The 13226-nt window shown below is 43.3% G+C and carries 11 protein-coding genes; 10 read left to right on the forward strand and 1 reads right to left on the reverse strand.

Annotated elements, in window-relative coordinates:
• Positions 1-52: 52 nt before the first annotated feature.
• From rpoZ to BCU94_RS12700, 9 genes are all read left to right on the forward strand, one after another.
• Complete coding sequence (gene rpoZ / locus BCU94_RS12660) at positions 53-331, forward strand: DNA-directed RNA polymerase subunit omega (protein WP_076538077.1); 279 nt, start codon at positions 53-55, stop codon at positions 329-331.
• A gap of 13 nt (positions 332-344) precedes the next feature.
• A complete protein-coding gene (gene spoT, locus BCU94_RS12665; protein ID WP_102439856.1) occupies positions 345-2459 on the forward strand; it encodes a bifunctional GTP diphosphokinase/guanosine-3',5'-bis pyrophosphate 3'-pyrophosphohydrolase in 2115 nt (704 codons plus the stop codon).
• Positions 2460-2596: 137 nt separating this feature from the next.
• Positions 2597-2980, forward strand: a complete 384-nt coding sequence (locus BCU94_RS12670) for a RidA family protein (RefSeq protein WP_102476602.1) — start codon at positions 2597-2599, stop codon at positions 2978-2980.
• Between the two features lie 236 nt (positions 2981-3216).
• Positions 3217-4872, forward strand: a complete 1656-nt coding sequence (locus BCU94_RS12675) for an AMP-binding protein (RefSeq protein ID WP_102476573.1) — start codon at positions 3217-3219, stop codon at positions 4870-4872.
• Between the two features lie 176 nt (positions 4873-5048).
• Positions 5049-5753 carry a tetratricopeptide repeat protein gene (locus BCU94_RS12680; RefSeq protein WP_102476574.1) on the forward strand — a complete coding sequence of 235 codons (705 nt, stop codon included), beginning with the start codon at positions 5049-5051 and terminating at the stop codon, positions 5751-5753.
• A gap of 93 nt (positions 5754-5846) precedes the next feature.
• Positions 5847-7007, forward strand: a complete 1161-nt coding sequence (locus BCU94_RS12685) for a sensor histidine kinase (protein WP_102476575.1) — start codon at positions 5847-5849, stop codon at positions 7005-7007.
• A complete protein-coding gene (locus BCU94_RS12690; protein ID WP_102439859.1) occupies positions 7007-7636 on the forward strand; it encodes a response regulator transcription factor in 630 nt (209 codons plus the stop codon). Before BCU94_RS12685 ends, BCU94_RS12690 begins: the two co-directional genes overlap by 1 nt.
• A 260-nt stretch (positions 7637-7896) precedes the next feature.
• Positions 7897-9972, forward strand: a complete 2076-nt coding sequence (recG, locus tag BCU94_RS12695) for an ATP-dependent DNA helicase RecG (protein WP_102439867.1) — start codon at positions 7897-7899, stop codon at positions 9970-9972.
• Between the two features lie 150 nt (positions 9973-10122).
• Complete coding sequence (locus BCU94_RS12700; protein WP_102476576.1) at positions 10123-10983, forward strand: DUF3014 domain-containing protein; 861 nt, start codon at positions 10123-10125, stop codon at positions 10981-10983.
• A 175-nt stretch (positions 10984-11158) separates the two neighbouring features.
• Here BCU94_RS12700 and BCU94_RS12705 read toward each other — a convergent pair whose 3' ends face one another.
• A complete protein-coding gene (locus tag BCU94_RS12705; protein ID WP_102476577.1) occupies positions 11159-12292 on the reverse strand; it encodes a 2OG-Fe(II) oxygenase in 1134 nt (377 codons plus the stop codon).
• Positions 12293-12481: 189 nt separating this feature from the next.
• Here BCU94_RS12705 and BCU94_RS12710 point away from each other — a divergent pair, with 189 nt between their 5' ends.
• Complete coding sequence (locus tag BCU94_RS12710) at positions 12482-13225, forward strand: hypothetical protein (protein ID WP_102476578.1); 744 nt, start codon at positions 12482-12484, stop codon at positions 13223-13225.
• Position 13226 lies beyond the last annotated feature (1 nt).

A 13226-nucleotide genomic window follows, 5' to 3' on the forward strand; every position in this document is an offset into this window, starting at 1 on the left:
TAAGTACAATTTGCGTCACTTTTTCCCATAGATAACACTGGAGTTTCACCACATGGCTCGCGTAACTGTAGAAGACGCCGTACAACAAATCGGCAACCGTTTTGACATGATCCTGGTTGCAGCGCGTCGTGCACGCCAAATCGCTGTGCAAGGTAAAGACCCAATGGTTGAAGAGATGAATGATAAACCAACGGTTATCGCCCTGCGCGAAATCGAATTAGGTTTAGTCACCTCTAACACATTAGACGCTGATGAGCGTCAAACTGTACGTGAACGCGAAGCAGCTGAAATTGCCGCTGTTGCAGCAATTGCTGAAGGCCGTTCACTTTAAGGAGTAGCGCCACTTGTATCTGTTTGAAGGTCTAAAGGAGTCTGCCTCTGGTTATTTAGAACCAGCGCAAGTAGAGTTACTCAAGCAGGCGTACATTGTTGCGCGTGATGCCCATGAAGGGCAAATGCGCACAAGTGGCGAGCCCTATATTACCCACCCCGTTGCGGTAGCCCGCATCGTTGCAGATATGCGTCTTGATCACGAGACGTTAATGGCTGCACTGCTTCACGACACCATCGAAGATACCCCAGTTACCAAAGAAGAACTCACTGAGCTATTTGGCGTAACCGTGGCTGAACTGGTCGAAGGCGTGTCTAAACTTGAAAAAATCAAGTTCCGCGATAAAAAAGAAGCCCAAGCTGAAAACTTCCGCAAGATGATGATGGCAATGACGCAAGATATTCGCGTTATTTTGATCAAACTTGCTGACAGAACGCATAACATGCGAACTTTGGGTGCATTACGTCCTGACAAGCGTCGTCGTATTGCCCGTGAAACCTTAGAGATTTACGCACCGATTGCTAATCGTCTTGGTATTCACAATATCAAAAGCGAATTAGAAGATTTAGGTTTTCAAGCCTATTATCCGATGCGATATCGCGTTTTAAAAGAAGTCGTAAAAGCAGCCCGTGGTAATAGAAAAGAACTGATTAACAGTATTGAAACTGCCATAACCTCTCGCCTTGAAGATGCTGGAATTAACTGCAAGGTCAAAGGTCGTGAGAAAAACCTTTACTCAATTTACCTTAAAATGAGTAAAAAAGAACTGCAGTTTCAAGAAGTCATGGACATTTATGCCTTCAGAGTCATGGTCGATTCCATTGACACCTGTTACCGTGTATTAGGTGCCATGCATGGTCTTTATAAGCCTCATCCCGGTCGCTTTAAAGATTATATTGCCATTCCTAAAGCCAATGGTTATCAATCATTGCACACCTCATTATTTGGCCCCCATGCGGTTCCTGTTGAAGTACAAATACGTACTGAAGAAATGGACCTGATGGCGGACAAAGGGGTTGCTGCTCATTGGATGTATAAGAGCGGCACCAGTAGTTCACAACAAAGTACCACCCAAGTTCGCGCCCATAAGTGGATGCAAAGCTTGCTGGAGCTACAACAAAGCGCCAGTAGCTCATTTGAGTTTGTGGAAAATGTTAAAACTGAGCTATTCCCTGAAGAAATATACGTATTCACCCCAGAAGGCCGCATTTTAGAGCTGCCGGTGAATGCAACAGCGGTCGACTTTGCTTACGAAGTCCATACCGATGTGGGTAACACCTGTGTCGGCGCCCGTGTTAACCGTCAAGCTTATCCATTAAGTCAGCCGTTAATATCAGGCCAAACCGTTGAAATTATTACAGCTAAAGGCGCAAGACCTAATGCTGCATGGCTTAACTTTGTCGTAACAGGTAAAGCCCGCGGTAAAATTCGTCAAGTCTTGAAAAGTTTAACCAGTGACGATGCTGTGGCGCTCGGCAAACGGCTACTGAACCACGCATTAGGTGAAAACAAGCTTGATGACATCACCTTAGAGCAGCTTAAAAAAGTTATTGCTGAAACTAAGCATGACAATCTTGAATCGTTATTGGCTGATATCGGCCTAGGTAATGCCATGAGCATTGTGGTTGCCCAGCGCTTAATGGGTCACAAGCTCACCACTAAGAATGAAGATAGCGAAACCGAAGAGCACTTGATGCCAATTCGCGGCGCTGAAGGCATGTTGGTGACCTTCGCAAATTGCTGTCGTCCAATTCCAGGTGATGCTGTCATCGCCCATGTAAGCCCAGGCAAAGGCCTTGTGGTACACATGGAAAATTGCTCAAATATCCGTGGTTATCAAAGCGAGCCAGACAAATATATCCCAGTACATTGGGATAACGTTGAAGGTGAAAGCTATCAAGCCAATCTGCGAGTTGAAATTGTCAATCATCAAGGCGCACTGGCAAAAATCACCAGTATTATTGCTGCCGCCGGCTCAAATATTCATAACTTGAGCACTGAAGAGCGTGATGGCAGAGTCTATCTCATTAACCTGCGGATCTCAGTCGACGACCGTGTTCATTTGGCCAATGTTATGCGCCGCATTAGGGTATTACCTGAAGTCCTGCGCACCTCACGTAACCGCTAATAAATCAATCACGACTTCTGCATTGCAGAAGTCTTGCGCACCTGCCACAAACGTTAGTAATATTGATCCCCTAAATCCCTAAGTTAGATAACAGCTTAGGGATGACATCATTCATTTACTTGATCGCAGAGGGCGTCATGGCAGAAAAAATCATCATCGCAACCGATAAAGCTCCAACAGCAATTGGCACCTATTCTCAAGCTGTAAAAGTAGGTAGCACTGTTTACCTTTCAGGCCAAATCCCACTCGTACCAAGCACCATGGAAATGGTTAGCGATGATTTCTCTGAGCAGGTTGTACAGGTTTTCGAAAACTTAACCGCAGTATGTGATGCCGCTGGCGGCACTATAGCTGATATCGTTAAACTGAATATCTTTTTAACCGACTTATCTCACTTCGCTACCGTTAATGAAATCATGGCGCGCTACTTTACTCAACCTTATCCAGCACGTGCTGCAATCGGGGTAAAACAGCTGCCAAAAGGCTCATTAGTGGAAATGGATGGAATAATGGAGATCTAGCTCACAAACCGAGTTTTATCCTGAAGGGTGCCATTGGCACCCTTTTTTATTAGAGCTATTACTCAAGAGGTATTTAACTTTCAGTGAAACATGCTAGTTTATAAGTAGAAATTATCTCGTTAAGTTGTTCTCGCGTTTGCGAATAGGCTGATAAATAGCCATACTGAGATGATTGCATTAGCAAACTACAAATAAATGCATCCTACATTAAAAACAAAAAGAACATGGAATTGTCGATGGAAAATCTAATAAAAACGCCAGTAGAAATGTTATCTCATTGGGCTGAAACCCAAGGGGATGCCGTATATTTACGACAACCAATTAACGGCCAGTTTGTTGACTTCACATGGGGAGAAGTTCAGCAAAAGGTACAACAAATTGCAGGCGCATTACGCCACTTAGGTCTAGTACCGGGTGACAAAGTTGCTCTGCTTTCTAAAAACTGTGCCGAGTGGTTTATTACCGATCTTGCCCTTATGCACGGCGGCTACATCAGTGTGCCAATCTATCCCACTGCTAACGCTGAAATGATCCGCTATGTATTAGAACACAGTGGCGCTAAAGCTATCTTCACCGGAAAACTTGATTTTTGGGCCGACCAAGAAGCCGGTGTCGGCGGTGAAATCCTCCGTTTAGCTTTACCTTATGAGACCATGCCAGCGCAATATCATTGGGAAAAACTGCTTGAGTTAGGGCAACCATTAGTGGATGCGCCTACGCCTAGTAGCGATCAAATGATGACGCTCATTTACACCTCGGGCTCTACTGGTAAACCAAAAGGCGCAATGCAAACCTTCGGCAGTTACGGCTGGACTTGTGAAGCGGTTGTGCGCGATTTAAAAACCAATACCACAGACAGATTATTATCCTACTTGCCTTTAGCGCACATTACTGAGCGGGTAGCGATTCAAGGATCGTCTTTTTACTCCGGCTCGTCGGTGGCGTTTGTAGAAAGTTTAGATTCTTTTGTGGCTGATGTGCAGCGATGCCGCCCGACGGTCTTTTTCTCGGTGCCGCGTTTATGGACCCTGTTTCAGCTCAATATTGTCAATAAAATTGGCCAAAGCAAGCTGGATTTATTGCTTAAAATCCCACTGGTTAGCGGCTTAGTTAAACGTAAAATCCAAAAAGGTTTAGGCTTAGAGCATTGCCGTTTATTAGGTTCAGGATCAGCCCCCATCCCACCATCTCAATTAGAGTGGTACAACAAAATCGGCATGAATATTTCAGAAGCCTGGGGCATGACCGAAAACTGTGCTTACTCAATTATTAACTTCCCATTTAATGCCTCAAAAATTGGTAGCGTGGGTCGCCCTGTTGAAGGCTGCCAAGTTCGCCGCACCGATGAAGGTGAGTTAATGGTTAAGAGCCCAGGTTTGATGACAGGTTATTACAAGCAAGAAGAAGCCACAGCAGCATGCTTTGATGCTGATGGATTTTTCCATACGGGTGACTTATGTGAAATCGATGAAGATGGCTACATTTCTATCACTGGCCGCGTTAAAGATAACTTTAAAACCTCTAAAGGTAAGTATGTGGCGCCGGTGCCTATTGAGCGTAAAATAGCCCAAGATCCGCACATTGAGCTACTTTGTGTCATTGGCTCAGGCTTACCGCACCCGATCACCTTAGTGCAATTATCTGAAGGCTCAGCCTTGCAAGCCCGCGAAGAAGTGCGCGCGTCACTGAAAGCGACCCTAGATGGAGTTAACCCGCACCTTGAGTCCCATGAAGTTGTGGATGCCATTGTCGTAGTGACAGAGCCTTGGACCATTGAAAATGATGCCCTAACCCCTACACTTAAAATTAAGCGTCATGTGTTAGAAAAGCAGTTCAGTGCCAAAGTTGACGGTATTCGCGGCGCTAAAGTGTGCTGGGAAGACGAGATTTAGCACCACAGTAATTCGCTTCAATATATTGGCCGCCTAAGCTTTAACAAGCCGGCGGCTTTTTTATCAATGACATTTGTCACCTCAAACTGGTGACGTTTGTGTCTGCCCTGTGCAAGCCCTTTGTTAGATACTAACTCCGTAGCAACACACCTTAAATGCAATAAACGGAGTTAATCATGACATCACTAATCTTAAAATCTCTTATCTCAAAATCAACCGTCATGGCGGTAACACTGACGTTAGTCAGTAGTGCTAGCAATGCCGATATCGGCGCTATCGATATGGCAGCCAACACAATGGATCTACAACAGCTAAAGGTTCTCAGCGAACAATCTGTGGATTATGAACACGCCTATGCACAATATCGCACCGCCATTACAGCCAATATTAGCGGTCTGCGCGGAGTGGCTAAAAAAGCCCTGAATGAGGCACAGACGACACTTGAAACTGTATTGAGCCGTGAAGACGATGCTGAGTCAATGGCGCTACTGGCGTCTGTTTACGGTATGCAAATCGCCAATGACTCAAGCAAAGGACAATCTCTGGGAATGAAGGTAAGTGCTTTACTGGCTCAAGCAGAACAACTCAGCCCTGAAAACCCTCGTATTGCGTTAGTCAGAGCAATGAGCGCCTTTTATACTCCCGCTCAATATGGCGGCGGTATGGATAAAGCTGAGCAGTATGCCACTGATGCGATTCGTTTTTATGAACTACCATGTGTTGATATCTGCTGGGGGCATACTGAAGCGTACACCTGGCGCGGAATCGCTAAGCAAGAATTAGGTCGTCAACAAGAAGCAATTAATGATTGGCAACACGCTGTAGAAATTGATCCTAATTACGCTTGGGCAAATTTTTTACTTAAACAACAAGCGCGTTAATCCGATGCTGCTGAAGCTAGCTGCTGAAGCTAGCTACTGCAGACATACACATTATGACTCGGTTGCAGTATGCTAACTTCGCAAGGAGGCTTCATGTCTAATATCAATACCAAACACTCGGTCAATAGTAGCAACACTCGCGTTCACCCAGAAAAAGCCTATCGACAAAAAACAGCTTGGGTATATCTGCTCAATCTGATTTTTTACTTTATTCCACTTTGGTTTATGCGGGATGATTGGGCTCGGGTCGGTGTCAGCTTGTTACTCATATTTCCCTTCTTATATGGGTACTTTTGGGCTTACAAAAGCTCAGCCGCTCAAGGGAAATATCCTATTGCTTTAATGCTCATCACTGCGAGCATTGCCACCATATTTACCAGCGGCTCCATTTCATTTTTCAGTTTTGCCGGTTTTTTTATTGGTTTTTTCTATTCACTGCGCACCGCCATTATTAGCTTTATTCTTATCAGTACTTGGCTGTGGCTACTTAATTACATCGTGGGCTATGAAGCTTACTATTTTCCGCTATACGGTATGTTAGTCACCTTTGTGGTGGGGCTATTTGGCGTGGTTGAGCATAACAATGAACGCATCAGGCGCCAACAAAGACAATCAAATGATGAAATCGCTAACTTAGCAACGGCACTGGAGCGTGAACGTATTGCGCGCGATTTACATGACATCATGGGGCACAATTTATCTTCCATTGCACTGAAAGCACAACTCGCCGAAAAACTGGTTGAAGCAGGCGAGCTTGCTGTTGCAAAACAGCATTTACAGGAACTTGCTGATATCGCCAGAAACAGCTTAACTGAAATTCGCCAAACGGTTTCTAATTACAAACATAAAGGCTTACAAGATACGGTCAATCAACTATGCAGTTTATTAAGACAAAAAGAAATTGAAGTACATCTCGAGGGTAAATTACCACCATTAACACCTTTGCAAGAAACTCAACTAGGGCTAATGTTGACAGAATTAGTTAATAATATGCTCAAACATAGCCAAGCCAGTCAATGTGTATGGTGCTTTAACACCTTGGATAAGCAGCTTATTGTTAGCCTAAGTGACAATGCTAACACCAAAGTTATTAAAGAAGGTAATGGCTTAAAAGGCATTAGAGAGCGAGTGAACTTATTGGGCGGCAAGTTTAGTTATCATATTAACGATGGCTACCGTTTTAGCATCAGTTTGCCCCTTGAAGCAGAGCAAGTCAGTGAACCTAAAGTTGACAACGACACGGAACAGCCTTAATGAAGATTTTATTAGCAGAAGATCAAGCCATGGTGCGCGGGGCATTATCTGCCCTACTTACCCTTGCCAAAGATGAACTCGGTGAAGTCGATATCACAGAAGCAGAAGATGGTAACCAAGCCATGGCAATGCTTAAAGAGCAGCATTTTGATTTGCTGCTCAGTGATATTGAAATGCCCGGTCACAGCGGCGTTGAGCTGGCTCAGTGGCTCGCAGCATATCAAGCCGAGGCTGCAACAATGCAACCTAAAACTAAAATCATCATCTTAACCACTTTTGGCCGCGTAGGTTACATCAAAAGAGCACTCAGTTGTGGCGTCGAGGGATTTTTGCTAAAAGATGCGCCATCTGAAAGTCTAGTCAACGCTATTAAACAGGTGATGGCAGGTAAAAAAATTATCGATCCAGAGCTGGCGATCAGCGCCATTGGTGATATTGACCCACTCAATGATAAAGAAAGAAAAGCGCTACGATTAGCCAGTGATGGCTTATCAACCAGTGATATCGCCGCCCAGTTATTTATCGCCGAAGGTACTGTGCGGAATTACCTTTCTGAAGCGATCTCCAAGCTCAATGCCACCAATCGCATAGATGCGGCACGAATAGCTAAACAAAAAGGCTGGTTATAGAGGCAGTTAAGCCTGATATCTGGATTAATATTGCCTTGTATTAAAACTCTGCTAAGATAAGCCATAACATCTGTATATATTTACAGTACTATCATTGCTAACAAGCATCAGGGCGATAAAGTTGACTGTATAACTCTTTGGATAACTGTCAAAGTTAACCCCAAAGTGAATGACTCACTTTAATCAGCGAGCTTTACAATATCAACAAAGTCTAAGTGATGAAGTCTGTGGTCAACTCAATAGATAAAGGCATGCTAGATTTGCAACCATTGGATCAGGTACCGATTACCGACTTAAAAGGCGTCGCTAAAAAAGCCGCTGAAAAGCTGGCAAAGCTTGGCATTAAGACAGTGCAAGATGTACTGTTTCATTTGCCGCTGCGCTATGAAGACCGCACCCAAATCTATCCCATCAATGCTCTTTATCCCGCGATGTACGCCACAGTTGAAGCTGAAATCATCTCAACCCAAATTGTGCCGGGTCGCAGACGTATGCTGACCTGCAATATTGCCGACGAAAGTGGTTACCTCACATTGCGGTTTTTTAACTTCTCGGTTGCCCAGCGAAATGGCATGCAAAACGGCGCGATAATTCGGGCCTATGGTGAAATCAAGCGCGGCAACCGCCATTTTGAGATAATCCACCCAGAATACAAAATCATTAAAGCTGGCGAAAACCCAGCCCTGAGTGATTCACTGACCCCTATTTATCCTTCGACTGAAGGATTAAAACAAGCCAGTTGGATTAAGCTCACCGAGCAGGCACTAACTATGCTCAATCAAGGTGGCTTAACAGAGTTACTACCACCAGCCCTGCAACCCAACAATATGAGCATTGGTCAGGCATTATCCTTAATCCATCGACCGCCCAATAACATCGCCCAAGCCGATTTAGAGCAAGGCATGCACCCCGCTCAGCAGCGCTTAGTCCAAGAAGAGTTACTGGCCCATAACTTAAGTATGCTGCAATTACGTCAGCGCAATAACCTTGATAAAGCGGTGACTTTACCCGCCACCGGCCAGCTATTAAATCCATTTTTAAAAGCCTTACCTTTTAAGCCAACAGGGGCCCAGCAACGAGTCGTAGCTGATATCGGTATTGATATTGAAAAGCCCACACCTATGATGCGCTTAGTGCAAGGGGATGTGGGCTCGGGTAAAACCTTAGTGGCCGCCTTAGCAGCCCTGCAAGCCATTGAAAATGGTTATCAGGTGGCGATGATGGCACCGACGGAATTATTAGCAGAGCAACACGCAGTCAACTTTGCCGCCTGGTTTGAACCATTAGGGCTAAAAGTGGGCTGGTTAGCAGGCAAGTTAAAAGGCAAAGCCAGAACACAATCATTGGCTGATATCGCCGATGGCAGCGCCAACATGGTAATTGGCACCCATGCTATTTTCCAAGAGCAGGTCAGTTTTAATAAGCTCGCGTTAATCATTATTGATGAACAACACCGTTTTGGGGTCCATCAACGCTTAGGATTACGCGAAAAAGGCGTCAGCCAAGGCTTTCATCCGCATCAATTAATAATGACAGCTACGCCAATTCCGCGCACGTTAGCGATGACGGCTTATGCTGATTTAGAAACCTCTATCATTGATGAGTTACCGCCAGGAAGAACCCCTGTTACCACGGTTGCCATTAGCGATAATCGCCGCGAACAAATCATCGAGCGGGTAAAACAAGCCGCGCTAAATGATAATCGGCAGATTTATTGGGTTTGTACTCTCATTGAAGAATCTGAAGTTCTTGAGTGCCAAGCCGCTGAAGATACCGCTGCAGAATTAAGCCAATTACTACCCGAATTAAAGGTTGGCTTAGTGCACGGACGTATGAAAAGTGCAGAAAAACAGCAAATAATGGCCCAATTTAAGGCGGGTGAACTACATTTATTAGTGGCAACAACGGTTATTGAAGTGGGAGTCGATGTGCCTAATGCCAGTTTAATGATTATTGAAAACCCTGAGCGGTTAGGCTTGGCGCAATTGCATCAGTTACGTGGCCGAGTAGGCCGAGGCTCTATTGCCAGCCACTGCGTGTTATTGTACAAAGCACCGTTATCACAAACTGCCACCAAACGTTTAGGAGTACTAAGGGCCAGTAACGATGGCTTTGTTATTGCCCAAAAAGACTTAGAAATAAGAGGCCCAGGTGAAGTACTCGGTACCCGCCAAACCGGCTTGGCAGAAATGAAAATCGCTGATTTAGTCAGGGATCAATATCTGATTGAAAACACACAAAAATTAGCGGCCCATGTTATGCAACAAGTGCCACAAAATGTAGACAGCATTGTTCAACGTTGGTTAGGGGATCGCCAGCAATACGTACAAGCATAAATTATTGTTAACCTTGGCTATTATTACTAGACAAGTGTTGAGATTATTGCAGAATGAAAATAAGGTTTAAGCCTTATATACTACCAAATGAAAATGTAACAAATTCAATGGTATTGGTTCCCTTTCGACGTTTAAAGCTAAGGAATAGACATGCAAGTCAATCAAAATGATAGAGCCACACCGCACTCAAGTCGCGCCAGTGGTAGTAACGCGGGTGTGATTGGTATCACCATTGCGGTTTTACTGGCTGGTGCAGGCTATTTCTACTTCTCGGCCGATAAAGCGCCTGAAGTCGAAGCGCCAATACCTGTGCAACTACCAGAGCCTGTGCCTGAACAACCTATTGAGCAAGAGCCTATTGAAGAAGTGATAGTGGAAGTTATTGAACCCACTATTATTGAAGCTCCAGAGCCTGAAGTAGTAGAGCCCTTACCTACACTGATTGAAAGTGATGACTTTGTCGCCCAGAAAACGGTTGAGATGGCTGATGGGATGAAAATCGAGCCACTACTTGTTAAAAAAGACATTGCCCGCCAGTTTGTGGTATTTGTCGATAATATGGCCCAAGGTGAAGTGATCCGTAAAGCCAGCCCACTGAAAGGCCCTAAAGATAAATTCACCGTCAGTGAAATCACTAACAAAACCTATTTAAACCCTGACAGTTACCATCGTTATGACCTGTACGCCAACATGGTGTCAGATATGAATGACGAGCAGTTAATCAACACTTATAAAGAACTCACGCCAATATTTGACGAAGCTTTTGCAGAGCTAGGTTATAGCGATATGTCATTTGACGAGCGCATGCAGCAAGCCTTTGAGATGATCTTATCAGCGCCGATTATTGAAGACCCGATTGAATTAAGTTCTATCAGTGTCAATTATCAGTTTGTCGACCCTAAACTAGAAGCACTGCCAAATGTGCAAAAATTTATGGTACGTATGGGACCTGAAAATAGCCGTAAAATTAAAACGGCAATTAGAAAACTTCAGCAGCAAATGGCCAACTGATAGAACCGTTATCATTGGGGTTATGATTTGCAATGGCAGGTTCCAGTATGCGCAATCTAAATCAATGGCATAAAAAATAGCGACATGAGTGTCGCTATTTTTTTAGATAAAGTATTTTTGCTTTTGGCGGCATCAATACCTCGTTAATCTTTAAGCGTTGGAACAGCTAAGTTCTTTATAAAAAGCTAATCGCATTCAACACGTTTTTATAAGATGTTGGCTTCTCTCTAATCCATTTAGAAAAAAGCCATTTCTCGCCTTCAATCACTGGCATTCCCTGATGTAGAGATAACGGTAAAGGCGCAAAGTTATTATCTGTATTATTGAAAATAATGAGTTGCTTATACTTAGGAGTGATTGATTTCGAAAGGCGTGGAAAGTTTGTTTCCCCTCCACTTTTAACCTTATTTAAATAAATTAATACCGTTTTGTATCTCTGCCCGCCATCTTGCAATGCTACAGCCGACCCTGAATCTTTAGGATGGAAAAAATCATAGTGCGCTTTATATTCTTCAGTTGGCGCATAATGTAAGACATTACTTAACTCACCATGTTCAACAGGTAAGTTAAAGTACGCTGATATTTTCATTTCAATATTCAATAATACCCAATCACTCGATGTAGAAACAAATTGGGCGACCGAACCCGTGCGAACCTGGCTGACTTCATTTTTCCCTGTATGACCATCAACAACCAATGAGCGCTTGATGCTACTTTCCGCATGGCACTTAAGCCAATGACACTCGAAATCATTAACGAAATCATCAACGGTATACAAGTTTATTTCTGGTGCGATTAATTGGTAGGATAATGCTGATAAATCGGCTTTTTTAATATCATTAAAGTCATAAATCTCTATCGGTTCACTTACAGATTCAAAATCTAAAGCGTCTAATATCGCAATAATCGATTCAAGATGATCAAAGCGCTTTAGAATAGTGAAAGCCTTAACCAAATCATTCTGTTGATAATACAAATTTGCCGCTGCGATTACAGCATTCAAATCACCTTTGATATACGCATCATACAAGTAAGGCTGAAATGCCACACCAACTTGTGGGTGAAAATATAATAGAAAGGCAGCTTTATAGCTTGCTCCAGCAATGCCTTTTTCAACTAATTCAAATACAAATTTTAGTCCAACAGACGGGTTATTACAGATAAGCACATCGACTTTCATAAGTAATGCATCTGGAACTTCTTGCTTTACTAACGGTTCTAAAACGGCTGCAGCCTCTAATGCCTTCCCTTTATATAACAGCGTATTAGCTAGATTCAATTGTTCATTATGTTCTTTAAATATTGGCATATTTTATTAGTTTAGTTTGTATATGTACTTTTATCATACTATACAAATTTCAATATATTCACATGAGTTTATTCGTTAACCTGAGCCATCAAAGCCATGATGATTAAAGCAACTTTTTTTGTGTAGTATCACTGACAGAGAATTAAACCCTTCTTATAAATGGATATAGTCAAACTCTAGGGGTTAACAATGAAATTATTACTGAATAGCCTCGTCATTGGCTGCTGTTTACTCAGCCCAATGACGCTAGCAAATAGTTATACCAGCGCCGAATACCAACAAATTTTTAGCGGTAACGATACCTATAAGCAAAAACAGGCCATTGAATCGATGATATTGGTAGGCCTTGAAGACCCAAGTATTTATAACACCATCAAATCCAAAATCGAAACGGAACTGCCTAGTGCAACCGATAAGTATTTAATTGATAATGTTTCCTGGTTAATTAAAGGCTTAGGCTATTCAGGCGACCCGCAATATAACGGTTTCTTAGTGTCTTTATCCCAAGGTGAAGCCCACCTAAAGATCCGAAAATATGCCAAGGCTGCGATTGAAGATCTAAAGAAGTTTCAAAAGTGGAACGTGTTTTTACAAGATAAAAGTCACTATGATAAAACCCAACCACGGCTGCAAAATACCTATGCCGCAGCATTAAGAAGTGACGATTTAGCATTGATTCGTCTAACCGCAAGACGCATCATCACCGAGTGGATTTTTGACGATTACATGCTAAGCCAGTTAGCCATTCAATTGCAGCCGATGCGCTTAATTGATGACAGTAGACTCGCGATTGATGCCTACGCTTATGTGGCTAAAGGGCTCGCTATTTCAGGTTCTGCTCAATACAAACCTGTTGTTGCAGACATTGCCGCCAATGCGAAACAGAAAACATTGCGTAGATATGCCAACAGTTATTTGAAAAAATACTACTAGT

It is taken from the genome of Shewanella sp. 10N.286.52.C2 (assembly GCF_002874545.1).
Taxonomy (GTDB): Bacteria; Pseudomonadota; Gammaproteobacteria; order Enterobacterales; family Shewanellaceae; genus Shewanella.

Excerpts from the sequence above, each read along its gene's own strand:
- BCU94_RS12705 (WP_102476577.1), bottom strand. The coding sequence starts at position 12,292 with ATGCCAATATTTAAAGAACATAATGAACAATTGAATCTAGCTAATACG.
- rpoZ (WP_076538077.1), top strand. The coding sequence starts at position 53 with ATGGCTCGCGTAACTGTAGAAGACGCCGTACAACAAATCGGCAACCGT.
- BCU94_RS12675 (WP_102476573.1), top strand. The coding sequence starts at position 3,217 with ATGGAAAATCTAATAAAAACGCCAGTAGAAATGTTATCTCATTGGGCT.
- BCU94_RS12670 (WP_102476602.1), top strand. The coding sequence starts at position 2,597 with ATGGCAGAAAAAATCATCATCGCAACCGATAAAGCTCCAACAGCAATT.
- BCU94_RS12685 (WP_102476575.1), top strand. The coding sequence starts at position 5,847 with ATGTCTAATATCAATACCAAACACTCGGTCAATAGTAGCAACACTCGC.
- BCU94_RS12680 (WP_102476574.1), top strand. The coding sequence starts at position 5,049 with ATGACATCACTAATCTTAAAATCTCTTATCTCAAAATCAACCGTCATG.
- BCU94_RS12700 (WP_102476576.1), top strand. The coding sequence starts at position 10,123 with ATGCAAGTCAATCAAAATGATAGAGCCACACCGCACTCAAGTCGCGCC.
- BCU94_RS12710 (WP_102476578.1), top strand. The coding sequence starts at position 12,482 with ATGAAATTATTACTGAATAGCCTCGTCATTGGCTGCTGTTTACTCAGC.
- BCU94_RS12690 (WP_102439859.1), top strand. The coding sequence starts at position 7,007 with ATGAAGATTTTATTAGCAGAAGATCAAGCCATGGTGCGCGGGGCATTA.